The organism is Hymenobacter coalescens (assembly GCF_054783195.1).
Genome location: NZ_BAAGRA010000014.1, coordinates 38,630 through 61,669, shown reverse-complemented (window position 1 = coordinate 61,669; position 23,040 = coordinate 38,630). Strand labels below are relative to the sequence as shown.

Here is a 23,040-nt window from a genome sequence, read left to right as displayed (position 1 = left end):
ACCCCAAAGCAGCGGGCGGGGCTGCGCGCGTCACCTGGTAGCAAACGCCCCCTGCTTCCGGGTATCCGGAGCTGAGGGGCACGGAGCGTACCTTTGCGGCCGCCACTCCGGCCTACCGCATCCGTGCCCCTTCAGCCCCTGCCTCCGCCCCACCCGCACCAGTACCTGCTGCCCGGCCTCAGCCTGCCCGGCCTGACGGCCTTCGACGTGGAGCGGCACAGCGCGGCGCGGCCGCCAGCCGATGCCCGCACCCTGGCGGCGCTGCTGCCCGAAACCCTTGCGCTCAACCACGCCACCTTCGGCGCGGCGGCCGGTGCCGGCAGCGCGGGGCCCTTTCCGGCCGTGGTGGTGGAGCAGCTGCCCGCGGGCCTGCTGCTGGCCTGCGCCTGCGCGGCGCCCAAAACCACGCTGTGCGAGCATCAGGCGCTGGTGCTGCTGAGCTTGCTGCCGCGCAAGGAGCTGCGCCTGTTTTTCGACGCGCGCGCCCGGCAGCAGTACCTGCAGGCGGTGGCCCGCGACTACGGCCTGGAGCACGCCCCCGACCTCGACGCGCACTTCGAGCTGACGTACGCGCCGCCGGCCACGGTAGCGGCGCGCCCCCGCCGCCCCGACCTCTACCCCATCACGGCCGCCACCAAGCAGGAGGTGCTGCAGCAGCTGCAGCCCCCGCGGCGCGAGCCGACCGTGGCCTCCGGCGGGCAGGCCTTCATCGTGCTGAGCCGCCACCGCTACTACGGACACCTCACCATTCAGCTGGCCGAGGCGGCCACCACGGCGGCGGGCAAGCCGAAAAATCCGGTGACGCTGCGCAACCCGCTCGACGGCATCTGGCGCCTGCAGCAGCCCGAGGAGGTGAAGTTTTACTCGGCGCTGGCCCGCTTTCAGCACAACTACGACGAGGTGCGCACACCCGCGGCCCTGGAAGCGCTGCAGGCCATCGTGCGCAACCCCGCCGGGCTGCCCATGTACGCCCACGACCCGGCCGTGTCGGAGAGTATCACGGCGCAGTCCGTCCGGCCGGTGCAGCTGCGCGCCGCTCGCCCCGACCTGCGCCTGGTGGTGAGCGAGCAAGGCGATTACTACGCCGTGCGCGGCGAGCTGCGCCTGCACGACGAGCCCTACGACCTGCGCGCCCTAGCCATCCGCCACGAATACTTTCTGGAGGCCCGCCAGGCGCTGTACCTGCTCGACGACCTGGACGTGTGGCGCGTCATCGAGTTTTTTCAGCGGCGCAACAACACGCTGCTGATTCACCAGCGCAAGTTCGGCGAGTTTCAACGCGACGTGCTGGAGGGCCTGGAGGACCGCCTGCGCATCAGCTACGGCTACCGGCGGCCGGCTTCCCCGGCGCAGCAGGCCGAGCTGGGCTTCGACCGGCCGCCCGAACCCTTGCTCTACCTCAGCGACGCCGGCGCGCACGTGGAAGTGCTGCCCGTGATGCGCTACGGCGACAAGGAAGTGTCCATTCTCTCGCAGCGGCAGCTGTACGCCACCGACGAGCGGGGCCGGCAGTTTGCCCTGGAGCGCGACGCGGCGGCCGAAACGCGCCTGATGGCCGCCCTGCTCCGTCACTACCCCGACTGGCAGGAACAGGCCAGCCAGGAGGCGCTGTACGTGCCCAAAACGCATTTTCTGCGCGAGGAGTGGTTTCTGGCGGCCTTTGAGGACTGGCGCGCCCAGGGCATTAATATCCTGGGCTTCAACGAGCTGAAAAACAACCGCCTGAACCCGCACCGGGCCCGCGTGACGGTACGCGTAAGCAGCGAAACGAACTGGTTCGACACGCAGCTGACGGTGCAGTTTGGGACCCAGCAGGCCTCGCTGCGCCACTTGCAGCGGGCCCTGCGCAACCGCTCGCGCTACGTCACGCTCGACGACGGCACCCGTGGCATTCTGCCCGCGGAATGGGTGGAGAAGTTCGCGGCCTATTTCGCTGCTGGCGAGGTGGTGGAAGGGCAGCTGCGCACGCCCAAAATCAGCTTCGCAGCCCTTGCGGAACTGTACGAGCCCGCCACGCTCAGCCCCGAAACGCGCGCCGAGCTGGCCCGCTACCAGGCCGCCGCGGCCGATTTCGGGGGCATCGCGCCGGTGCCCGTGCCCGCCGGGCTGCACGCCACCCTGCGCGAGTACCAGCAGCAGGGCCTGAACTGGCTGAGCTTCCTCGACACGTTCGGCTTCGGCGGCTGCCTGGCCGACGATATGGGCTTGGGCAAGACTGTGCAGGTGCTGGCCCTGCTGCTGCGCCAGCGCGAGCAGGGCCGCCGCGGGGCCAGCTTGGTGGTGGTGCCCACTTCGCTGGTGTTCAACTGGCAGGCCGAGGCAGCCCGCTTTGCGCCCGCCCTGCGCGTGCACGTGCTGCACGGCACCAGCCGCCGCCACGGCACCGCCCCGCTCGACGACGCGGAGCTGGTGCTGACCACCTACCACACGCTCGTGGCGGACATTCACTGGCTGAAAAACTACGCGTTTAACTACGTCATCCTCGACGAGGCGCAGGCCATCAAAAACCCCGATTCGCAACGCTACCGGGCAGCCCGGCTGCTGCAGGCCCGCAATCGGTTGGTGCTGACCGGCACGCCCGTCGAAAACAACACCTACGACCTCTACGGGCAGCTTTCCTTTGCCTGCCCGGGCCTGCTGGGCAGCCGCCAGCACTTCCAGGACCACTACGCGGCGCCCATCGACAAATTCAAGGATGCCGGGCGGGCACGGGCGCTGCAGCAGAAAATCAGCCCCTTCGTGCTGCGCCGCACCAAGGCCCAGGTGGCGCGCGAGCTGCCGGCCAAAACCGAGATGGTGCTGTACTGCGAGATGGGCGAGGCGCAGCGCCGCGTGTACGAAACCTGCCGGCAGGAGTACCGCGCCAAGCTACTGGGCCAGCACGAAGGCCCCGCCAGCAAGGACCACCTGCACATTCTGCAGGGCCTCACGCGCCTGCGCCAGATCTGCAACGCCCCCGCCCTGCTGCCCGACGAGCAGGACTACGACGCGGGCTCGGCCAAGCTGGACGTGCTCCTGGAGGAAATCAGCAACCGCGCCCCGCAGCACAAAATCCTTGTTTTCTCGCAGTTCGTGGGTATGCTCTCCCTCATCCGGGCCGAGCTGCAGCGGCGCGGCATTGCCTACCAGCAGCTCACCGGCCAGACGCGCAACCGCGAGGCGGCCGTCACCGCGTTTCAGCAGGACGAGGCCGTGCGCGTGTTCCTCGTCAGCCTGAAAGCCGGCGGCACCGGCCTGAACCTGACCGCCGCCGACTACGTGTACCTGGTGGACCCGTGGTGGAACCCCGCGGTGGAAAACCAGGCCATCGACCGCAGCCACCGCCTCGGCCAGACGCAGAAAGTGGTGGCCGTGCGCCTGATCTGCCCCGATACCATTGAGGAGAAAATCCTGAAGCTGCAGGAAACCAAGCGCGAGCTGGCCCACGAGCTCATCAAGACCGATGCGGCCCTGCTCAAAACGCTCGGCCGGGAGGAATTGCTGACCCTGTTCAGCTAGCCTGCCGGCTGAGCGGCTCAGCCGGCCCTCGAAACCCAGCTCAGTGCGGCGCCGGCCCGGCAGCATTACGCCGCTCCCCGCGGCAGCACCTCCGCCCTACCCCCGTTTTTCCGGGCGGGTAAATGCAAGGGCTGGGCCCTGCCACGGCGTCGTGTTGCCGGCCGCGTCCAGCAGGGTGAAAGCCACCGTGTAGCGCCGGCCGTTTTCCAGCCGGAACGCGCCCGTACACATGCCATGCCCCACCGACACCAGCCCGGCCGCGTCGGGCGGCAGGTAGTAGGCACTGGCTTGGCCGCTGTCCAGGTCCCGCACCGTGGCTTTGATCAGGCAGGCCGACTCATCCAGGACGGCGGCGGTAAAGTCCACGTACACTTCCGGGCCGCAGCCCATTTCCTCGTAGTGCTTGGCGTGCTCCCGCGGCGCAGCCTTCCATGCTGGCGGCGTCTGGTCGGTGCCGGCCACCACGGTGTACACCACGTTGGCGCGGTAGGGGCCGTTGGCCTGCTCCAGGAGGTTGCCGCTCCCAGCGCCTTTGCCGCGGATGATCAGCTCGTACCGCTGCCCGACGGTCAGCGGGCGGCGGGGCTTCAGCACGGCCTGGCTCACTCCGTACTGCCCCACCAATTTATCCTGCACGTCGAGGACCACGCGCTCCTTGCCGGCCTGCAGGTAGGCTTGGTAGGTGGCGCCCAATGCGTGGATGATTTCCTGGCTTTGCGCCAGGCCGTCGAGCACCAGGATGGGCTGCGGGCGCAGGGTGCCGCCGCTGGGCCAGCACCGCAGGCCGCGGGTGTAGCACTTGGCTTGCCCGGCGTGGGCCAGGCCCCAGGCGGCGAGCAGCAAAACAACAAACTTGGCGGTGCGAGCAAAACGGTTCATGGCGGGCCGGCGGGGAAGCTAGTGCTCCTCAAGGTACCAAATGTGCCCGGCATCGGTACTTGGGCAAAGCCGCCTGATGCGCCATCCCGCCCGGCACAAACGGCTGGCCGGACCCAGCCGGAAATCCGGACGTGCTTACCTTGGGACCCGTTCCCGCCCGTCTTTCCTGGCCCGTGCCACCGCCGCATGAATCTGAACCCAACCTGGACCCGCCGCGCCTTTCTCCAGCGCGCAGCCCTGCTAGCCGCCGGGCCGCTGCTGGTGGCTTGCGCTACCGGCCGCCGCGGCTCGGCGGCGCCGCAGTACCTGCTCTACATCGGCACGTACGGGCCCACTGAGCAGGACAACCTTTTCCTGTACCGCCTGCACGGCGGCACCGGCGCGCTGACCGCGGTAGGTGGCTTCCGGGGCGGCGTGCGGCCGGGCTTCTTGGCGCTGACGCCCGACCACCGCTACCTCTACGCCGTCAACGCCAGCCTGGAGTTTCAGGGCCGCAGCACCGGGGCCGTGCGCGCCTTCGCCGTGGATCAGCAAACCGGCGGCCTGGTGTTGCTCAACGAGCAGGCCTCGGAGGGCGCTGGGCCGTGCTACGTCAGCCTCACGCCCACCGGCAGCGCCGCGCTGGTGGCCAACTACTTCGGCGGCACCGTCAGCGCACTGCCGCGCCGGCCCGACGGGCACCTGGCACCAGCCGCGGTGGTGGATCAGCACCTGGGCAGCGGGCCGCACAAAAACCAGGACCGGGCGCACGCGCACTGCATTCTGCCCGATCCGGCGGGCCGCTACGCCCTGGCCGTGGACCTGGGCACCGACCAAGTGCTGAGCTACCCGCTGACCACTGAGGCGCCCGCGCTGCAGCTGCCCCCCAACACGGCGTTTGCGGGCCGCCCCGGCGCGGGGCCGCGGCACCTGGCCTTTCACCCCAATGGCCGCTGGGCCTACCTCATCAACGAGCTGAACTCCACCGTCACGGCCTTGGGCTACGACGCGGACGCCGGCACTTTCCGGGAGCTGCACACCCTGTCGGCACTGCCTGCGGGCTATGCCGGCAGCAACGCCAGCGCCGACGTGCACGTGTCGCCCGACGGCCGGTTCGTGTACGGCTCGAACCGCGGCCACGACAGCCTGGTGGTCTTTGCCGTGGATGCGCGCAACGGGCACCTGCGCCTGGTGGAGCACGTGAGCACCCAGGGCAAGACGCCGCGCAACTTCACCTTCTCCCCCGACGGCCGGCTGCTGCTGGTGGCCAACCAGAACTCGGACTCCATCCACTCCTACCACGTGCACCCGCGCACGGGCCGGCTCACGCCCACCGGCCACTCGGCCAGCGTGCCGGCCCCGGTGTGCCTGCGCCTGCTGCCCGACTTCACCGCGCGCTGAACCGGCCGCTTAGTGGTCGTAGCTGACGACGCGAGTGATTTTCCACTGCCCGTCGCGCTGCCGCCACACCATCATGTTCTTGAAGGTGCCGCAATCCTGCTGGCCGTTTTCCTGGTGCAGAAGCGGTGCTGGTAGGTTTCGACGGCGCCGTAGCCTTTCAGCGGATACACCTCCAAGGTGCCGGGCACGAGCTGGCGCTGCAGCCCGTTGGCGCGGGCCTGCTCAAACATGCGCCGGAAGCCTTCCATGGTCTGCGCGTAGTTGGTCAGGCCGCCTTTGTCGTGGTAGAACTCCAGGTCCTCGGCGAAATAGGTCTTGAGCTGCTCCAGGTCGTAGCGGTTGAAGGCCGCGAACAGAGCGCTGTCGCGCTGCGCGATGGTGGCGTGCAGCGCCCGGTCGACGGACGGGCGCGCCGCAGCCGCGGCGGAAGGCACTGGCGACTTGGCGGTGGTGCAGGCGCACAGTATCAGCGCTGCGAATATGACCTGGGGCTGTACGAGCGGTCGAACGGGGAGTCGAAGGCGTTGAAACATGAGCCGGGACTTGTTACGGGAGAGGTACTTGGCCCAGTACGGTGGGCGGCCGCTGTTGCCACTCGACCGCGCTGAGCCAGACAAAAGTATGGGACGGCGGAGGCCATTTCGCCACTGCTCACACGCATATGTGGTGCCCCGGCAAGCCCGATGGCTCCGGCTTTCTGCAGCCCGACCGCCACCCAAACGCGGCCCGTTGCGTTAAGCAGGTACCCCCCACGGCCGGCGCGGCCGGTGCCGCGCCGGCTGCTCGTTTGACCATCCAACCGCCAGAGCAGCATGGACACAACGCAGGTAAACAACCCCACCCAGGCCCGCTACGACATTGCCCAGATCATGGGCGGTCTGTACGGCGACGGCATCATCGGACTCAAAGGAGCCTTTTCGCGCGAGTGGGCGCAGCAGCTCGGTGAGGACATTGCCCGCCTCTACGCCGCCGCCCTGCAGCGGCCCGGCGGAGCCCTCGGCCGCGGGCCCAACCGGCATTACGTCGAGATTCACCCCGAGAGTATTCGCGGCTTCGTGGAGCTGGCCACGCACCCGTGGGTCACGACGGTGTGCGAGGCCGTGCTCGGGCCCGAGTACAAAATCGTGGAAATCGGTTTCGACGTGCCCAACCCAGGCGCCATGAACCAGCCCTGGCACCGCGACTTTCCCGCCCCCGACGACACCCTCACCGGCCGCCGGCTCAACTCGCTGGCCTTTAACCTGACCACGGTGGACGTGACCGAGGACATGGGCCCCTTCGAAATTGCGGTGGGCACGCAGTGGGATTTGCCCATCGACTTCGAGCACGGCATGTTTCCGCCCAAAAGCAACAGCCCACGCTACGAGCAACGGGCCCAGCGCAAAATGCCGCAGATGGGCGACATCTCCGCCCGCTCGGCCCTGACCATCCACCGCGGCACGGCCAACCACTCCACCCAGTCCCGCCCCGCGCTGGTGCTCGGCGTGGATGCCCCCACGGCCACCAACGCGGAGCGCCACGACCTGCAGTTCACCCACGCCTACTACGACGCGCTGCCCGCCGCGCTGAGGGCCCACCTCACCTGCCGGGTGGTCGACGAGCTGCAGCCCATCGTGCAGGCCCACACCATCGAGGGCCTGATGATGGGCGAAGCGTAAGTCGCCTTTCCGGACCTGCGGTCCGGAAAACAACACCCCTCCAACCACCCCAGGCTCCCCTGGGGACAGCCGTAGCTTTTCCATGCCCGACGACCACATCTACCAGGCGGCGCAACTCGCGCCGATGACGGTGGCGGAGATTAATGAACGGACGAAAGCCGCCCGGGCCCTGCCGCCCAGCGGCGACCAGACGCACGTGCTGGTGGCCGACGGCGAAGACCCCTGGGTGGTGGCGCACGCAGGCCACCTGTATTACTGTACCGTCGACCGCGCCAAGCGGCGGATTCTGGTGGCGCGGTTTACGCAATGGGCAGAAATGGCCACGGCGGAGCTGGTGCCGGTGTGGCCCGCTCCCGGGGGTGATACGCCCGAGTTCGTGGAAATCTGGGCGCCCGAGCTGCAGTTCGTGGACGGCAGTTGGTACATCTACTTCGCGCTCTACAACGCCGAAAACGGCGCGGAGCGCATGTACGCGCTGCAAGCCCGCAGCCCCGATCCGCAAGGCCCCTACGCGTTTCGGGGTAAGCTGGACATTCCCACCGACCGGTGGGCCATCGACGGAACGGTGCTGCGCCTGCCCGACGAGCAGTGGTACTTTCTCTGGTCGGGCTGGGAAGGCTTTACCAACGTCAGCCAGAACCTTTACATCGCCCGCATGAGCAACCCGTGGACCATTGCCTCCGACCGGGTGTGCCTCTCGCGGCCCGAGTACGCGTGGGAAAAGCAGGGCTACCCGCACGTCAACGAGGGCCCGCAGGTGCTGCAGCGCGCCGGGCGCACGTTCGTCATCTACTCGGCCAGCGGCAGCTGGACCGACGACTACTGCCTGGGCCAGCTCACCTACCTCGGCGGCGACGCGCTCGATCCGGCGGCCTGGCGCAAGGAGCCGCGGCCCGTGTTTGCCAAGACGGACGCCATTTTCGGCCCCGGCCACGCGTCGTTTGTCGAGGTCGAGGGCCAGGACTACATCGTGTACCACGCCGCCCGCCGCAGCGGGGCCGGTTGGGCCCGGCAGATACGCTACAAGTCCTTTTCCTGGCGGGCGGACGGCACACCCGATTTCGGCTCGCCGGTGTAAGCCAGCGCGGGCGGATGCCTGACGCCAATTCAGCCAAAACAGCGCCCCTGCCCGGCCGGGCTTATTGCGCGCGGTCGGGCAGGGGCTCCCTCCTTTTCACCCTACACGCTGGCGGCCCCGGGCTAGCCGCCAGCCCATACCTGATTGGCCTTCATGTCAGGCTCGGCAGCTTTGAGCCCGGAGCCTATTTTCTTCCGTTACCCGCTTCTGGGCCTCAATCCCGCGGCGCAGCATTTCGAGCTGCTGCGCGTCGTCGTCCTGGCCGGGATGCACGTGCAGCGGCGTCCCCCGGCCCTGGGAGCGGCTGATCTGCTCAAAGACGGCCAAGGCTCCGCCGGTGTCCTGGCCCGACCCTTTCACGTCCAGAATGTTGACGTTGACGCCTTTCAGCTGAATGCGCCCGTGGCGCTGCCCTTCGCCGGCTGCAGTTTGCCCTCAGTCAGAGCTCGGCCCTTCGTGTTCGAAATTTGATGCCTTGATCCTGCGGAGCCCGCTTCTCCGGTTCGATCAGCACAGCAGAAGGCGTTGGCGGCACGTTGGAGTCGCTTCCCGCCCGGGTCGTTCATTCCTCGCCTGCGGCTTACAGCAGCTGCGCGAGCATGGCGGCCACGCCTTCCAACGCCCCGACGTAGTGCACCACGGGCTCGAACAAGCTGCCCGACGACAACTCCACCTCGACCCCGCTGTTGGGAATGTAAAGGCGCAGGCTGCCCCGCTCGCTCATGCGCACCAGCAGCTCGCCGTGCCGGTAGCGGGTGCCGCTGGGAATCCAGTCGGCGGGGAAAAAGCCAGCCAGGGCCAGTTCTTCTCGACTCATGCGGAAAAAAGCAGCGGAAGCCGGTCGGGGCTTCCGCTTAGGTAAGAGTGCAACACATTAGAGGGCCGGCGCGGCGGGCTGCCAGCCGCCGCCCAGGGCGCGGTACAGGTCGATGAGGCGCAGAAACTGCTCGCGGCGCAGCTGGGTAGCTTCCAGCTCGGCGTCGAGCACGCTGCGCTGGGCGGTGATGACCTCCAGGTAGTTGGCGCGGCCGGCCACGTACAGGTCGTTGGCCGCCTCCACGGCGCGGGTGAGCGAGGCAGCCTCCTGCTGCTTCAGGCTGTAGGCGCGGCGGAAGTAGGCCAGGCCGCGCAGGTTGGTGTGCACTTCCCGGAAGCCGGTCTGCAGGGCTTTCTGGTACCCGAAGAAGGCTTCGCGGTCGACGGCGGCGGCGCGGTGGTAGTCGGCCCGGATGGCCGTGCGGTTGAACACCGGCGCGGCCAGGCCGGCCAGCGCCCCGAAGGCAATGGACTCGGGCCGAAACAGCAGCGCGCCGCTGTAGGCGTTCAGGCCCACGTAGGGCGTGATGGTGAGCGAGGGCAGAAACGCGGCCCGGGCGGCCGACACGTCGGCGTGGGCGGCGGCCAGCTCCAGCTCGGCCTGGCGCACGTCGGGGCGGCGCAGCAGGGCGCGGGCGGGCAGGCCGGCGGCCACGGTATCGGGCAGGGGCTGCTGGCGGATGGCCACCCCGCGCCGAATGGGCTGCGGGTAGCGGCCGAGTAGCTGGTTGAGCTGGTTTTCGCTTTCCACGAGGCGCTGCTGCGTCTGCAGCGTCAGGGACTGGGTGCGCAGCAGCTGGGCCGTAAACTGCTGCACGGCCAGCTCGGTGGCCCGGCCGGCCTGCTTCTGCACCCGGATGATTTCCAAGGCGCGCTGCTGGTAGGCGGCGTTGCGGCTGAGCACGTCCAGTTCGTTGTCGAGGGCCAGCAGCTCGTAGTAATGGCGGGCCACCTGGGCCACCAGGGCCGTCACCACAACGTGGCGCCCCTGCTCGGAGGCCAGCACGCGGGCGGCGGCGGCGCGGCGGCGCTGGCGCAGCTTGCCCCACACGTCGATTTCCCAGGAGCTGCGCAGCCCCAGGAAGAAGTCGGGCGTGACGGGCGTCGGAATGCGCTGGGCCCCGTCGATGTTGGGCGAGAGGTTGGTGTCGAAGTTGCCGACCCCGTTCAGGGTGTAGTCGCCCCAACGGTCGGCGCCGGCGGCGGCCACCCCGCTCACGGTGGGCAGCAGCGCCCCGCGGGCGGCAATGAGCCCGGCCCGGGCCTGCTCCACGCGCTGCACGGCTATCTGCAGGTCGAGGTTGTTGCGCAGGGCCGTGTCGATCAGCCCCACGAGCTGGGCATCGGCGAAGAACTCCCGCCAGGGCCGGTCGGCAATGCTGGCCGAGTCGGTGCCGGCCACGGGGCCGAAGGCCGCCGGCAGGGCGGCGCTGATGCGCGGCGGCGTGGGCTCGGCGACTTTGCAGCCGCTGAGCAGGCCACCGGTGAGCAGCGCGGCAACGATATAGAAGCGTTTAAAGGGCATTGCAAAAGGGTAAAAAACGACCAGGCGACTCCCGCACGGGTTTGGCGGCGCCTGCCGGCGGTTTAGTCCGCGGCCGGCCGGACGATGGAATTACGACCCGGAAGCGGGCTGAGCCGCCGGCGGGCGTTAGCCAGGCCCACGCCCGCCGCTCCCGGCCAAACACCCCCGCCGCTTCTTCCGAAGGACGAGTTCCCCAACCGTGGCCACGGATTACGGTCGGCAGGGATGTTGGCTTGGGCGCGGCAGGCATTCTGGAGCGGGTTACACATGGCTGGGTTCGAGGTGGCGCACCACCGGTTCGGCTTCCACGGGTTCTTCGTCGTCGGCCGCGGCCGGCTTTTCCAGCGCGGCAAAGAGCACGTACAGGCCCGGAATCAGCACCACCCCGAACAGGGTGCCGATGAGCATGCCGCCCGCGGCTGCCGTGCCAATGGAGCGGTTGCCGAGGGCACCCGCGCCGGAGGCAATGCAGAGCGGAATCAGGCCGGCGATGAAGGCGAAGGACGTCATCAGGATGGGCCGCAGGCGGGATACCGCGCCCTCAATGGCCGCGTCGAGCACGGAAGCGCCCTGCTGCCGGCGCTGGTTGGCCACCTCGATGATGAGGATGGCGTTTTTGCCCAGCAGGCCGATGAGCATCACCAGCGCCACCTGGGCGTAGATGTTGTTTTCCAGCCCCAGCAGCTTCAGCGAGAGAAAGGCCCCGAACACGCCCGTGGGCAGCGACAGGAGCACCGGCAGCGGCAGCAGGAAGCTTTCGTACTGGGCGGCCAGCAGCAGGTACACGAACACGATAACCATCAGGAACACGTACACGGCTTGGTTGCCCGAAAGGATCTGCTCGCGCGTCATGCCCGACCACTCGTAGCTGAAGCCGCGCGGCAGCTCCTGCTTGGCCACGCGCTCGGCGGCCTGAATGGCCTCGCCGGAGGAGAAGCCGGGGGCCGCGTCGCCGTTGAGCATGGCCGAGGTGTACATGTTGTAGCGCGTGAGCTGCTCGGGGCCGTACACGCGCTCCATCGTCAGGAAGGTGGAGTACGGCACCATCTCGCCCCGGTCGTTCTTCACGTAGAGCTTGAGCACGTCCTCGGGCGCGGTGCGGTAGTTGGGGGCGGCCTGCACCATCACCTTGTACATCTGCCCGAAGCGGATGAAGTTGGAGGCGTAGTACGAGCCCAGCAGCGTCTGCAGGGTGCTCATGGCGCGGTCCACGGTCACGCCGCGCTTGGCCGCCATTTCCTGGTCCACGTGGATCAGGTACTGCGGGAAGTTTGGGTCGAAGGTGGTGAAGGCAGCCCCGATTTCGGGCGTCTTGGCCAAGGCGGTGATGAATTTATTCGTCGCATCGGCGGTCTGCTGCAGGTCGCCGCGGCCGGTTTTGTCGAGCACGCGCAGCTCAAAGCCGCTGCTGTTGCCGAAGCCCGGCACGGTGGGCGGCGAGAAAAACTCGATGCGCGCGTCGCGGATGCCGGCCGTGCGCTTGCGCAGCTCGGCAATCAGCTCGTCCACCGACTGCTCGCGCTGGTCCCAGGCTTTCAGGTTGATCATGCCCATGCCGTAAGAGGCGCCGGCCACTTCGTTCAGCAGGCTGTAGCCGGCCAGCGTCGTCACCGATTCCACCGGCCCGAGCTGGGCGGCCTGCTGCTGAATCTGGTCCAGTACCTTTTCGGTGCGCTCCACGGTGGCGCCGGCCGGGGCCGTCACGTTCACGTAGATCATGCCCTGGTCCTCGGTCGGGATAAAGCCCGACGGCAGAATGGTGCTCAGGCCCCAGGTGGCGGCGCAAAACAGCGCAAACAGGCCCAGCGTGACGGCGCGGCGCGGCGCGAGGCGGCGCAGCAGGCTTTCGTAGCCGCGGGCCACCCGGTCGTAGTAGCGGTTGAAGCCGGCGAAGAAGCGGGCCAGCAGGCCGGGGCGCTTGCCATCCGGGGCGTCAGCCGTGTCGCCCTCGATGGCGTGCGAGGGCTTGAGCATGATGGCGCACAGGGCCGGCGTCAGCGTGAGGGCATTGACGCCCGAAATGACGATGGAAATGGCCAGCGTGAGCGAAAACTGCCGGTAGAACACGCCCACCGGCCCGCTCATGAAGGCCACGGGCACGAACACCGCCGTCATCACCAGCGTGATGGCCACGATGGCCCCGCCGATTTCCTGCATGGCCGCCAGCGTGGCCTTGCGCGGCGAGAGGTGCTCCTCGTGCATCTTTACGTGCACGGCCTCCACCACCACGATGGCGTTGTCGACCACGATGCCGATGGCCAGCACCAGCGCGAAGAGCGTGAGCAGGTTGATGGAGAAGCCGAACAGCTGCATGAAGGCCAGCGTGCCGATGAGGGCCACGGGCACGGCCAGGGCCGGGATGAGCGTGCTGCGCCAGTCCTGCAGAAACAGGTACACCACCACGAACACCAGCAGGAAGGCCTCGAACAGCGTCCGCAGCACCTCGTGAATGGAGGCGTCGAGGAAGCGCGACACGTCGTAGCTGATGTTGTAGGTCATGCCCGGCGGGAAGGAGGTGCCCTTCAGCTCGGCCATGCGCGTTTTCACGTTCTCAATTACCTCGCGGGCGTTGGAGCCGGGGCGCTGCTTCAGCATGATGGCGGCCGAGGCGCGGCCGTCGGTTTTGGAGGCCATGCCGTAGCTCAGGGTGCCAAACTCCACCTCGGCCACGTCCTGGAGGCGCAGCACCGAGCCGTCGGAGTTGGCGCGCACCACGATGCTGCGGTACTGCTCGGGCTGGAACAGCTTGCCGGTGTAGCGCAGCACGTACTGCAGCATCTGGGCGGTGCGGCCCGAGCTTTCGCCGGTCTGGCCGGGGGCGGCCTCCACGTTCTGGGCCCGGATGGCGTCCACCACCTCGTCGGCCGACACGTTGTAGGCCAGCAGGCGGTCGGGCTTCAGCCACACGCGCATGGAGTACTCGCGGGAGCCCATGATTTCGGCCCGGCCCACGCCCTCGATGCGCTTGAGCTCCTGCAGGATGTTGATGTCGGCGAAGTTGTAGATGAACTCCTCGTCGGCCGAGGGGTCGTCGCTCATCACGTTCAGGTACAGCAGCATGCTGTTCACTTCCTTCTCCGTGGTCACGCCGGCCTTGATGACTTCCTCCGGCAGCTCGTCGATGATGGTCGTGACGCGGTTCTGCACGTTCACGGCCGCCAAATCGGGGTCGGTGCCCACCTCGAAAAACACCTGAATGGCCGTGATGCCGTTGTTGCTGGTCACCGTCGACATGTAGGTCATGCCCGGCACGCCGTTGATGGCGCGCTCCAGCGGGGTGGCCACGGCCTTGGCGCACACCTCGGCGTTGGCGCCGGTGTACTTGGCCGTCACCGTCACGGAGGGCGGCACGATTTCGGGAAACTGCGTGATGGGCAGCGAGAAAAACGCCAGCCCGCCCAACAGCACGAATATCAGCGAAATGACCAGCGACAAAACCGGTCGTTTGATGAACAGTGCGAGCATGCAATAGGTAGGGGTTGTCGGCCGACCAAGGTGCGGGGCCGGCGACGATGAGCAGGAAAAACAAACGGCCCGACCGGCCCTAACGCCTGCCGGAAGCCGCGCCGCCGATGTTCCGGAACCAACCGCTCATTCCTTTCTCCAAAGGGGAAAACAGTTCCGGTATCGGGCGTGGCGCGGCTTCGGCAGGCGGACGCCGCACGCTAAAGGTGGCACGCGTGGGCGTCGGGGCGGGCACGTCAGTAGGCGTGCACGGCGGCCACGGCGCTGCCCCCGCCACCGTTGCCGGTACTTGGGGCGGGGGCCAGCAGGCTGTCCATGCCGATGACGCGCGGCTGAATGCGCATCCCGTCGCGGGCATCCTGCACACCCTCGTACACCACCCGGTCGCCGGGTTGCAGCCCGGATTCGACGAGGTAGAAGTGCGAGAGGCGCGTTTTGGGCACGAAGTGCGTCTGGTGCAAGCGGTTGTGTTTATCCACCACGAACACGTAGTTTTTATCCTGAAGCTCGAACACGGCCTTCTGCGGCAGCAGCAGCGCGTCGTCGACCTCGCTGGCCAGCTTCACGCGGCCGGTAGCGCCGTGCTTGAGCAGCTTGTCCGGGTTCTGGAAGCGCGCCCGGAAGGCAATGGAGCCGGTGTTAGCGTCGAACTCGCTTTCCACCGTCTCGATGCGGCCCGGGTGCGGGTAGCTGCTCCCGTCGGCCAGCACCAGTTGCACGTCGTCGGCCGGGGCGGCGCTGCCTTTCGGGTGGCGCTTCATGTAGTCGAGGTACTCGCCCTCCGACACAGTGAAGTAGGCGTACACGGCCCGGATGTCGGACACGGTGGTGAGCAGCGTGCCGTCGTCGACGAGGCTGCCCACTTTAAGCGGAATGCGGTCGATGATGCCGTCGAAGGGCGCGCGCACCTGGGTGTAGCTCAGGTTCAGCTGGGCGTCGGTGAGGGCCGAGCGGGCCTGCGCCACCTGCGACTGGGCGGCTTTCAGCTTGGCCTGGGCCACTTCCAGCTCGGTTTTCGACACGATGTTCTTGGCCACCAGCAGCTGCACCTGCCGCACTTCCAGCTCGGCCACGCGGGTGTCGGCCTGGGCACTGGAGAGGGCCGCCTGGGCCTTGGTAATCTGGGCGCGGAAGGGCGCGTCGTTGATGCTGAACAGCAGCTGGCCCTGGCGCACCTCCTGGCCTTCGTCCACGTGAATCTTCTCCAGGAAGCCCGGCACGCGGCCGCGCAGCTCCACGTTGCGCAGGGCCTGGATGTCGGCCACGTACTTGCGGTACAGCGTGGTGTCCTTGGTCACGAGCTGCGTGACGGGCAGGGTGAGCTGCGGCTCGGCCGCCGCGGCCGCAGCCGAGGATTCGGTTTCGCCCTTGGCCGAGCAGCCGGCGAGCAGGCCACCCAGCGCGGCCAGGGTTATCGAGTGCGAGAGTAGCTTGGACAAAGGTGGTAGGGACATGGCGAGGCGCCGGACGGGCACGGTGGTTCAGTTTCGGCTGCAAAGCTCCAGCCGCGGCATTAGAGCGGTATTAGGCTCACATTAGAAAACATTAAAGCCGGCTTAAAGCTTGACGGCACTGGTCTGGGTGCGGCTGAGCAGGCTCACCAGTACGCTGTCTTTGCGCAGCTGCTCGGCCTGGCAGTGCGCCAGCTGCGTGTGGGCCAGCTGCAGTTCCAGCTCCGATTCGGCCAGGCGGCTGTCGGCCAGCAGGTCGGCGGCGGGCAGCACTTTGTCGGCGGCCAGCAGCAGGTAGCAGTTCAGCCCCGCCGACAGCAGCAGGGCGGCCAGCAGCAGAAAGGCCGGCAGCTGCACGCGCTCCTCTTTGTTCATGGGCATAATGCTTCGGTCGGCCACAAAGGAGGCCCACAGGCATTAGAGCCGGGTGAGAACGGGATTAGAAAAGATTAGAAGGCCAGCTACAGCGCTGGCAGGCGCACGGTGGCCGAGGTGCCCTGCCCGACTGCCGACGTCACCACCAGCTCGCCGCCGTGCAGGCGCACCACCTTCTGCGTGATGGGCAGGCCCAGCCCGTGCCCGGCCTTGTGGCGCGAGTTGCCGGCCCGGAACAGCGGCTCGTAAATGCGCTGCAGGGCTTCCGGCTCGATGCCGATGCCCGTGTCGCGCACCTGCACCTGCAGGGTGCGGGCGTCGGGGTAGCCCAGCTCCACGGCCACGGGCGCTTCGGAGTACTTGCAGGCGTTGTCGAGCAGGTTCAGCAGGGCCGTGGTGAGCAGGTGGGCGTTGCCCTGCACCATAAACGGCTCGTCCAAGGCCGCGGGCACCTCGCCGAAGTGCAGCCGCACCGGGCAGGCCGGGTGCTTGCGCGTGCACTGCTCCAGGGCCAGCGTCAGGCACTCGTCGAGGCGCACGGGGCCGCGCTTGAAGGCCGTTTCGTCGGCGCGGGCCAGGGCCAGCAGGCCGTTGGTCAGCTCGATCAGGCGGCGGATTTCCTCCATGGCCGACTGCATGCTCTGCTTGGCTTCCGGGAGGTCGTGGTCGTAGAGCACGGAGGTTTCCAGCGTGCCCAGGGCGTTGGCCAACGGGGTGCGCAGCTCGTGCGAGGCGTGCGCCACAAAGCTTTTGTGCGCTTCAAAGGCCTGCTCCAGCCCGCTGAGCATGCGGTTGAAGGTCATGGCCAGCTGCGCCACCTCGTCTTTCTGGTTGCCCTCGTGCACGCGCTGGCTCAGGTTGGAGGCCGTGATGCGCCGCACCTGCCGAACGATGCGCGCCATGGGTTTCAAGGACTCGTCGGCGAAGTACCAGCCGGCCACCACGATCAGGGCCAGCGCCCCGAGGTTGCCCACGAGCAGAATCAGCCGCAGCTTGTCGAGCTGCTGCAGGCCCACCTCGTCGTAGCCCGCCGCGAAAATGCGGTAGTCCTGCCCGTGGTGGCGGTAGGCCATGCCCAGCGCCTCGCGCCCCCCGTAGCTGAAGCTCACCGGCCGCTGCGGCCCGATTTCGAGCAGGTGCGCCTCGTTGCCGCGCTGGTCGATGTGGTCGTCGCTGGCGTAGATCAGGCGCCCGTGCGGGCTGTAGATACTGATCTGCTCGCGGGGCATGGTGAGCAGGTCGCGGCGGCGGAAGGTGCGCAGGATGCCGCTGCGCAGGTTGTTGCGCTCCAGCAGGATGCGCCCGGTCAGCTCGGCTTTGCCCATCAGCCGGTTGTGGAACTTCTGCTCGCGCGTGGCGGCGTGGAAGTAGTACACAAACAGCGACAAACTCAGCTGGATGGCCAGCACAAGCAGGGTAAAGCGCAGGATGAGCTTGTTGCGGATGAGCATTTAGGGCAATTTAGGCAGCCATCAGGCCGTCATGTCGAGCGCAGTCGAGACATCTCGCGTGCTGATGGCAGGTAGTAACATCCTCGTTCAACGAAGAAATTACTATCCGGCGAGATGTCTCGGCTGCGCTCGACATGACGTTCATTTTCCGCTTGCCTCCTACCCTTCGCGCATCACGTAGCCCATGCCCACCACGGTATGAATGAGCTTGGGGGTAAACTCCTTGTCGATTTTCTTGCGCAGGTAGCTCACGTACACGTCGATGACGTTGGTGTTGGTGTCGAAATTCAGCTCCCAGACGCGCTCGGCAATGTCCACGCGGGTGACGGTCTTGCCGCGGTTCAGCAGCAGGTACTCCAGCAGGGAATACTCGCGGGTGGTCAGGTCGATGCGCTGCCCGGCGCGGGTCACGGTTTTCGCGTCGAGGTTCAGCTCCAGGTCGGCCATGTGCAGGATGTGCTTGACGGTGGGCGCGTCGTGGCTGCGCTTCATCAGGGCGCGGGTGCGCAGCAGCAACTCCCGAAACTCGAAGGGCTTCACTAGGTAGTCGTCGGCGCCGGCCTCGAAGCCGGTCACTTTGTCGTCGATGCTGTCGAGGGCGGTGAGCAGGAGCACGGGCACCTGCGCGTCGTGCTGGCGCAGGCGGCGGCACAGCTCGAAGCCGTTGACGTAGGGCAGGTTCACGTCGAGAATGACCACGTCGTAGCGGTTCTGCTCGAGCAGGGACTGGCCCACGCGGCCGTCGTAGGCCACTTCCAGCTCGTACGCCTCGTTTTCAAAGCCCTTCTTAATGAACGAGGCCAGCTTGGGCTCGTCCTCCACCAGGAGTAGTTTCATGCGCTTGGGGCCGCAACGGGCAGGCCACTCTGGCCCAAAAATAACGTCGCCGCCCCCTGCTTACGTGCGGCCGGACAATATGGCGCCCCCCTTCGTGCGTTAACGCAGCCGCCGCGGCGCTTGTCGGCCCTGGCACGCTTCCTGCAACTGCGCCCTCGTCTTTCAGCCCCTGCCCTACCAGCCCGCCGATGAAACCGCTCCTACGCTTCCGCAACCTGCTGTACCTGCTGCTCACCGGCCTCATCGTGGTCGGACTGGGCGCCTCGTTTAAAGTCTCGCATCTGCACCCGGTGTGGGCCGACGGCAGCCTGCTGGTGGGCATGGTGTGCGTGCTGCTGGCCGAGGCGCTGCTGCTGGTGCAGTCCGTCCACTGGGCGCTGCGCGTGCAGCAGCGGCTGGCTACTGGCTAGGGCATTTTCCAGGTCGGTTGATACAACGCCGCGGCGCTCCGCCCAGCCACCTTGTGGCTGGGCGGAGCGCCGCGGCGTTTCAAACAGAATCCGGCGCCTTACTGCGGAATGGCCCGTTCGGCGGTGGCCAGCGGCAGCTTGGCGCGGCGGGCGGTCAGCAGGCTGTCGGCGCTGGCTTTGGCGTCGGCAAACACCGGCTGGCCGGGCTTATCGAACTGCCAGTGGCCCACGTAGTGCAGCGCGCCCGGCCGCACCGTGAAGGCGTAGCGCGACGCCGTCAGCGGCCGGCCGTTGCCCTGGGGTTGGATGGGCCCCTTGCGCAGCGGCTCCACCGAAAATACGCCCCCGTAGACCTTGCTTTCGGTGTATTCGTAGTGCTGCAACACGTAGCGGCCGGGCGGCAGCGCGTAGCAGAAGTTGTTTTCGCGGGCCGAGCGGAAGGTGGGCTTCACCGACAGGCGCACAAACTTGCCGGTGTCCCGGTTGTAGAGGCGCACGTACTGCCCGAACCCACCGCTGCTGAAGCCCAGCCGCTGCCGGCAGCTGCCGTACACCACGCCCCGGTCGGTGGGCAGCTCGCCTTGATTCGTCGACCAGGAGCCGAGCGGCAGCACCATGCCGCCGGGGTTCAGGTCCAGCGAGTCGGCGTAGCCGGCCTGGTACCGAAAGGCCGCCGGCCGGCCGACCGGCGTCGGGCCCGCCGAGCCGTTGAGCGGCCCAGCCAGGGAGGTAAGGAGCACGACGGATACGAGCGAGGCGGCAACGCCGAACGGTTCACGGAGCATGGGGTAGCAGTAGTTGGTGGCCAATCAACCCCAAAGATAACACGGCCCGGCGGGCCATTCCAGGGCTTTGCCAGGCGGGTAGCGCCCGGTGGGGCGTAGGTTTTCCGGCTGCCCGGCCGGGCTTAGTCCCAGATGCCGTTGGCAGCGGTCAGGATGAGGGGCTGCCCGTCGGTAACCACCAGCGTGTGCTCGTGCTGGGCCACGAAGCTGCCGTCCTTGGTGGCCAGCGTCCAGCCGTCGCCCAGCTGATGAGCCAGGCTGGCGCGGGTGGAAATGAACGTTTCCACGGCCACCACCGAGTTTTTCTTGAAGCGCTTGAGGTTGTGCCGGTCGTAGTAGCAGGGAATTTCCTTGGGCTCCTCGTGCAGGCTGCGGCCCACGCCGTGGCCCACCAGGTTTTTGATAACCCGGAACCCGGCCTTGCGGGCTTCGGCCTCGATCAGCCCGCCGATGTCGGCGATGCGCACCCCGCCCCGGATGCGGCTGATGGCCGTGCGCAGAATCTGCCGGGAGGCCTCCACCAGCGGGCGGTGCTGGTGCAGATCGGCGCCGAGCACGAAGGAGCCGCCGTTGTCGGCCCAGAAGCCGTTCAGCTCCGCCGACACGTCGATGTTGATCAGGTCGCCCTCTTGCAGCACTTTCTGGGCCGACGGGATGCCGTGGGCCACTTCCTGGTTGACGCTGATGCACGTCCAGCCCGGAAAGCCGTAGGTGAGCCGCGGGGCCGAGCGGGCCCCGAGCTCCGCCAGCAGGCGGCCGCCGTACTCGTCCAGCTCCAGGGTGCTCATGCCGGGCTGGGCGTAAGCACGCATCTGCTGGAGCGTAGTGGCCACGGCGGTGCTGATTTGCTGCAGGCCGGTCAGCTCGGCTTCGGAGGTAATGGACATCGGACGAAATCGGTTACATGGCCTCGGCTTCACCCGGGCAAGGCGGTTAACGGGGCGGCAAGATAAGCACCCGGCTTAGTCCTGCACCGGCTCCAGCGGCACGTCCTCTCCTATCACCGTCTTCGTTTTGGGCTTCTGGCTCACCAGCCACACCCCGAGAAAGATCAGCAGGCCCTGGCCGGCGCGGGCCCAGGTAAGCTGGTCGCGGCCCAGGCCCACGGCGATGAGCACGGCCAGGATGGGCTGCAGGTAGATGTAGACGCCGAGCAGCGCCGGCGGGGCGTGCTTCAGCGCCCAGTTGTTGAGCAGGTAGGCCACGATGGTGAGCATGAACACCATGTACAGGATGTCGGCCCAGATGCGGGCGGGCAGGTGGGCGTAGTCGGGCGCCAGGGCCTCGCGCCAGCCGAAGGGCACCACGATGCAGGCGCCCACCAGGAAGCTGCGCGCCAGCACCGTGAAGGCGTGGTACTTCTTCATCAGCGGGGCGGCCAGCACCAGGTACAGCCCAAAAAACGTCGCGTTCAGCAGGATGTAAAGGTTGCCCAGCGCCACCGATTCGCCGGCGGCACCCGCCGGGCCGCGGCTCAGGATAACCAGCGCCGCGCCCACCCCGGCCACCAGGATGCCCGTAGCCCGCAGCAGCGTCACCCGCTCGCCGAGCAGCGCCACCGAGGCCAGCACCACCACGATGGGCGACACCGTCTGGATCAGCGAGGCGCTGATGGGCGTGGTCAGGTTCAGCCCGCCGAAAAACAGCAGCTGGTTCAGCCCGATGCCCGAAATGCCGCAGAGAATGGAGCGGATGTTGTCGGCGCGGCCCACGATGCGCTCCTTGGTCACCACGCGCGCCAGCAGGCCGAACACCAGCGTAGCCGTGACGACACGTAGCACGATCAGCCCGTTGGGGCCCACGTAACGCGGCATGACCTCTTTGGCAATGGAGTAGTTGGCGGCGTAAATCAGCGCTACCACAAACAGGGCCGCGTGCACGCGCAAGGGGTTGATCAGGGTCGAGGACAAGGTGTACGGGGGCTTGGCTATCGGAGCGGGGCCGGGCGGCGCCGGAAAGGCGGCAGGCTTTAGCTTTGCGGACCTTCGCGACTGGTTCGCGTATCAGTACGCAAAACTCCTTCCGACGCACTTGTTCAGGGCGCAGGCCGCAAAGGTAGCCTCACGCGGCCCGGCGGCCCGCGCAGCTTTTGTTTATGGCTTCACTTTTCGATCCGCCCGCCGACCAGCCCCGGCCCGGCGCCCCGCTGGCCGAGCGCCTGCGCCCGCGCACCTTGGCCGAGTACGTGGGCCAGCAGCACCTCGTGGGCGAGGGCGGCGTGTTGCGCCGCTACCTCGACGCGGGCCGCCTGCCCTCGCTCATTCTCTGGGGCCCGCCCGGCGTGGGCAAAACCACCCTGGCCCACCTGCTGGCCGCCCAGCTCAAGCTGCCCTTCGTGGCCCTGTCGGCCATCAACGCGGGCGTGAAGGACGTGCGCGACGTGATTCAGCAGGCCCGCTCGCGCCGCGGCACGCTGCTGTTCATCGACGAGATTCACCGCTTCAGCAAGTCGCAGCAGGACGCCCTGCTGGGGGCCGTGGAGCAGGGCATCGTCACGCTCATCGGAGCCACCACCGAAAATCCCTCGTTTGAGGTGATTCCGGCCATCCTGAGCCGGGCGCAGGTGTACGTGCTCGAAGCCCTGGGCAAAGACGATCTGACCGGCCTGGTGGACCGCGCCCTGCGCGAAGACGAGGCGCTGCGCCGCCGCCCGGTGCGCGTGGAAAGCTACGACGCGCTGCTGCGCATCTCGGGCGGCGACGCGCGCAAGCTGCTCAACCTGCTCGAAATCGTGGTGCAGTCGGCCCAGGCCAACCCGGAGACGGGCGAAGTAGTCATCACCGACGCGGTGGTGCAGCAGCTGGCCCAGCAAAACCTGGCCCGCTACGACAAGGGCGGCGAAATGCACTACGACGTGATTTCGGCCTTCATCAAGAGCATCCGCGGCTCCGACCCGAACGCGGCCCTGTACTACCTGGCCGTGATGCTGGAGGGCGGCGAAGACCCCAAGTTCATTGCCCGCCGCCTGCTCATCCTGGCTTCCGAAGACGTGGGCAACGCCAACCCCAACGCCCTGCTGCTGGCCCAGAGCACGTTTCAGGCCGTCACCGTCATCGGGATGCCCGAGTCTGACATCATCCTGGGCCAGTGCGTGGTGTACCTGGCCACCTCGCCCAAAAGCAACGCCTCCTACCTGGCCATCCGCGAAGCCCGGGCGCTGGTGAAGCAGCAGGGCGTGCAGCCCGTGCCCCTGCAGCTGCGCAACGCACCCACCAAGCTCATGAAGCAGCTCGGCTACGGCTCCGAGTACCACTACTCCCACGACGGGGCGGGCAACTTCGTGTACCAGGAATTCATGCCCGACGCGCTGCAGGGCCACCGCTTCTACACCCCCGGCGACAATGCCACCGAGGCCAAGATGCTGGAGCGCCTGCGCTACTGGTGGGGCGAGAAGTACGGCTACTGACAGACCCGAAGCCAACGCGGCCCCGC

The 23,040-nt window shown here is 67.6% G+C and carries 19 protein-coding genes; 7 read left to right on the top strand and 12 right to left on the bottom strand.

All coding sequences use genetic code 11. From position 1 onward, the window contains the following. Positions 1 to 123 precede the first annotated feature (123 nt). Complete coding sequence (locus ACYVKQ_RS09425; RefSeq protein ID WP_460577906.1) at positions 124 to 3,498, top strand: DEAD/DEAH box helicase; 3,375 nt, start codon at positions 124 to 126, stop codon at positions 3,496 to 3,498. Positions 3,499 to 3,594: 96 nt separating this feature from the next. Here ACYVKQ_RS09425 and ACYVKQ_RS09420 read toward each other — a convergent pair whose 3' ends face one another. Further along, positions 3,595 to 4,377 (bottom strand): hypothetical protein, encoded by a 783-nt coding sequence (locus tag ACYVKQ_RS09420; protein ID WP_460577905.1) that lies wholly within the window; start codon positions 4,375 to 4,377, stop codon positions 3,595 to 3,597. Between the two features lie 186 nt (positions 4,378 to 4,563). On the opposite strand from ACYVKQ_RS09420, the gene ACYVKQ_RS09415 reads away from it, so the two are divergent. Beyond that, positions 4,564 to 5,757 (top strand): lactonase family protein, encoded by a 1,194-nt coding sequence (locus tag ACYVKQ_RS09415; RefSeq protein WP_460577904.1) that lies wholly within the window; start codon positions 4,564 to 4,566, stop codon positions 5,755 to 5,757. A gap of 71 nt (positions 5,758 to 5,828) precedes the next feature. Here the strand turns inward: ACYVKQ_RS09415 and ACYVKQ_RS09410 are convergent, their stop codons facing one another. Then, positions 5,829 to 6,191: a nuclear transport factor 2 family protein gene (locus tag ACYVKQ_RS09410; protein WP_460577903.1), complete on the bottom strand. Its 363-nt coding sequence runs from the start codon at positions 6,189 to 6,191 to the stop codon at positions 5,829 to 5,831. A gap of 378 nt (positions 6,192 to 6,569) precedes the next feature. Here ACYVKQ_RS09410 and ACYVKQ_RS09405 point away from each other — a divergent pair, with 378 nt between their 5' ends. The 3 genes from ACYVKQ_RS09405 (at position 6,570) to ACYVKQ_RS09395 (ending at position 8,964) form a co-directional block, all read left to right on the top strand. Beyond that, the gene (locus ACYVKQ_RS09405; RefSeq protein ID WP_460577902.1) at positions 6,570 to 7,415 is read left to right on the top strand and encodes a phytanoyl-CoA dioxygenase family protein; all 846 of its coding nucleotides are present in this window, start codon (positions 6,570 to 6,572) and stop codon (positions 7,413 to 7,415) included. An 82-nt stretch (positions 7,416 to 7,497) separates the two neighbouring features. After that, a complete protein-coding gene (locus ACYVKQ_RS09400; protein WP_460577901.1) occupies positions 7,498 to 8,493 on the top strand; it encodes a glycoside hydrolase family 43 protein in 996 nt (331 codons plus the stop codon). A gap of 144 nt (positions 8,494 to 8,637) precedes the next feature. Beyond that, complete coding sequence (locus ACYVKQ_RS09395) at positions 8,638 to 8,964, top strand: hypothetical protein (RefSeq protein WP_460577900.1); 327 nt, start codon at positions 8,638 to 8,640, stop codon at positions 8,962 to 8,964. A gap of 109 nt (positions 8,965 to 9,073) precedes the next feature. Here the strand turns inward: ACYVKQ_RS09395 and ACYVKQ_RS09390 are convergent, their stop codons facing one another. The 7 genes from ACYVKQ_RS09390 to ACYVKQ_RS09360 all read right to left on the bottom strand — a co-directional run bounded on the left by ACYVKQ_RS09390 (position 9,074) and on the right by ACYVKQ_RS09360 (position 18,413). Beyond that, positions 9,074 to 9,310 carry a hypothetical protein gene (locus tag ACYVKQ_RS09390; RefSeq protein ID WP_460577899.1) on the bottom strand — a complete coding sequence of 79 codons (237 nt, stop codon included), beginning with the start codon at positions 9,308 to 9,310 and terminating at the stop codon, positions 9,074 to 9,076. 57 nt (positions 9,311 to 9,367) lie between these two features. Next, entirely contained in the window at positions 9,368 to 10,834 is a 1,467-nt protein-coding gene (locus ACYVKQ_RS09385) for an outer membrane factor lipoprotein domain-containing protein (protein WP_460577898.1), read from the bottom strand. Positions 10,835 to 11,095: 261 nt separating this feature from the next. Further along, positions 11,096 to 14,299 carry an efflux RND transporter permease subunit gene (locus ACYVKQ_RS09380; RefSeq protein WP_460577897.1) on the bottom strand — a complete coding sequence of 1,068 codons (3,204 nt, stop codon included), beginning with the start codon at positions 14,297 to 14,299 and terminating at the stop codon, positions 11,096 to 11,098. 236 nt (positions 14,300 to 14,535) lie between these two features. Next, positions 14,536 to 15,738 carry an efflux RND transporter periplasmic adaptor subunit gene (locus ACYVKQ_RS09375; protein WP_460577896.1) on the bottom strand — a complete coding sequence of 401 codons (1,203 nt, stop codon included), beginning with the start codon at positions 15,736 to 15,738 and terminating at the stop codon, positions 14,536 to 14,538. A gap of 117 nt (positions 15,739 to 15,855) precedes the next feature. After that, the gene (locus ACYVKQ_RS09370; protein ID WP_460577895.1) at positions 15,856 to 16,131 is read right to left on the bottom strand and encodes a hypothetical protein; all 276 of its coding nucleotides are present in this window, start codon (positions 16,129 to 16,131) and stop codon (positions 15,856 to 15,858) included. An 80-nt stretch (positions 16,132 to 16,211) separates the two neighbouring features. After that, on the bottom strand, positions 16,212 to 17,576 hold the full coding sequence (locus ACYVKQ_RS09365) for a sensor histidine kinase (RefSeq protein WP_460577894.1): 1,365 nt from the start codon (positions 17,574 to 17,576) through the stop codon (positions 16,212 to 16,214). A 159-nt stretch (positions 17,577 to 17,735) separates the two neighbouring features. Further along, positions 17,736 to 18,413, bottom strand: coding sequence for a response regulator transcription factor (locus tag ACYVKQ_RS09360; RefSeq protein ID WP_460577893.1), 678 nt, complete (start codon positions 18,411 to 18,413; stop codon positions 17,736 to 17,738). A gap of 188 nt (positions 18,414 to 18,601) precedes the next feature. On the opposite strand from ACYVKQ_RS09360, the gene ACYVKQ_RS09355 reads away from it, so the two are divergent. Then, positions 18,602 to 18,823 carry a hypothetical protein gene (locus ACYVKQ_RS09355; RefSeq protein WP_460577892.1) on the top strand — a complete coding sequence of 74 codons (222 nt, stop codon included), beginning with the start codon at positions 18,602 to 18,604 and terminating at the stop codon, positions 18,821 to 18,823. 98 nt (positions 18,824 to 18,921) lie between these two features. On the opposite strand, the gene ACYVKQ_RS09350 is transcribed toward ACYVKQ_RS09355, so the two are convergent. The 3 genes from ACYVKQ_RS09350 to ACYVKQ_RS09340 all read right to left on the bottom strand — a co-directional run bounded on the left by ACYVKQ_RS09350 (position 18,922) and on the right by ACYVKQ_RS09340 (position 21,518). Beyond that, on the bottom strand, positions 18,922 to 19,608 hold the full coding sequence (locus ACYVKQ_RS09350) for a hypothetical protein (RefSeq protein ID WP_460577891.1): 687 nt from the start codon (positions 19,606 to 19,608) through the stop codon (positions 18,922 to 18,924). Positions 19,609 to 19,730: 122 nt separating this feature from the next. Further along, positions 19,731 to 20,495 (bottom strand): type I methionyl aminopeptidase, encoded by a 765-nt coding sequence (map, locus tag ACYVKQ_RS09345; protein ID WP_460577890.1) that lies wholly within the window; start codon positions 20,493 to 20,495, stop codon positions 19,731 to 19,733. Positions 20,496 to 20,570: 75 nt separating this feature from the next. Further along, positions 20,571 to 21,518: a DMT family transporter gene (locus tag ACYVKQ_RS09340; RefSeq protein ID WP_460577889.1), complete on the bottom strand. Its 948-nt coding sequence runs from the start codon at positions 21,516 to 21,518 to the stop codon at positions 20,571 to 20,573. 185 nt (positions 21,519 to 21,703) lie between these two features. Between ACYVKQ_RS09340 and ACYVKQ_RS09335 the strand changes: the two genes are divergently transcribed. Then, positions 21,704 to 23,014 (top strand): replication-associated recombination protein A, encoded by a 1,311-nt coding sequence (locus ACYVKQ_RS09335; RefSeq protein WP_460577888.1) that lies wholly within the window; start codon positions 21,704 to 21,706, stop codon positions 23,012 to 23,014. The last annotated feature ends 26 nt before the right edge of the window (positions 23,015 to 23,040 follow it).

Bases quoted from the DNA above. Each gene is read 5' to 3' on its own strand.
- ACYVKQ_RS09420 (WP_460577905.1), bottom strand. From the start codon at position 4,377: ATGAACCGTTTTGCTCGCACCGCCAAGTTTGTTGTTTTGCTGCTCGCC.
- ACYVKQ_RS09415 (WP_460577904.1), top strand. From the start codon at position 4,564: ATGAATCTGAACCCAACCTGGACCCGCCGCGCCTTTCTCCAGCGCGCA.
- ACYVKQ_RS09405 (WP_460577902.1), top strand. From the start codon at position 6,570: ATGGACACAACGCAGGTAAACAACCCCACCCAGGCCCGCTACGACATT.
- ACYVKQ_RS09400 (WP_460577901.1), top strand. From the start codon at position 7,498: ATGCCCGACGACCACATCTACCAGGCGGCGCAACTCGCGCCGATGACG.
- ACYVKQ_RS09390 (WP_460577899.1), bottom strand. From the start codon at position 9,310: ATGAGTCGAGAAGAACTGGCCCTGGCTGGCTTTTTCCCCGCCGACTGG.
- ACYVKQ_RS09385 (WP_460577898.1), bottom strand. From the start codon at position 10,834: ATGCCCTTTAAACGCTTCTATATCGTTGCCGCGCTGCTCACCGGTGGC.
- ACYVKQ_RS09380 (WP_460577897.1), bottom strand. From the start codon at position 14,299: ATGCTCGCACTGTTCATCAAACGACCGGTTTTGTCGCTGGTCATTTCG.
- ACYVKQ_RS09370 (WP_460577895.1), bottom strand. From the start codon at position 16,131: ATGCCCATGAACAAAGAGGAGCGCGTGCAGCTGCCGGCCTTTCTGCTG.
- ACYVKQ_RS09365 (WP_460577894.1), bottom strand. From the start codon at position 17,576: ATGCTCATCCGCAACAAGCTCATCCTGCGCTTTACCCTGCTTGTGCTG.
- ACYVKQ_RS09360 (WP_460577893.1), bottom strand. From the start codon at position 18,413: ATGAAACTACTCCTGGTGGAGGACGAGCCCAAGCTGGCCTCGTTCATT.
- ACYVKQ_RS09355 (WP_460577892.1), top strand. From the start codon at position 18,602: ATGAAACCGCTCCTACGCTTCCGCAACCTGCTGTACCTGCTGCTCACC.
- ACYVKQ_RS09350 (WP_460577891.1), bottom strand. From the start codon at position 19,608: ATGCTCCGTGAACCGTTCGGCGTTGCCGCCTCGCTCGTATCCGTCGTG.
- map (WP_460577890.1), bottom strand. From the start codon at position 20,495: ATGTCCATTACCTCCGAAGCCGAGCTGACCGGCCTGCAGCAAATCAGC.
- ACYVKQ_RS09335 (WP_460577888.1), top strand. From the start codon at position 21,704: ATGGCTTCACTTTTCGATCCGCCCGCCGACCAGCCCCGGCCCGGCGCC.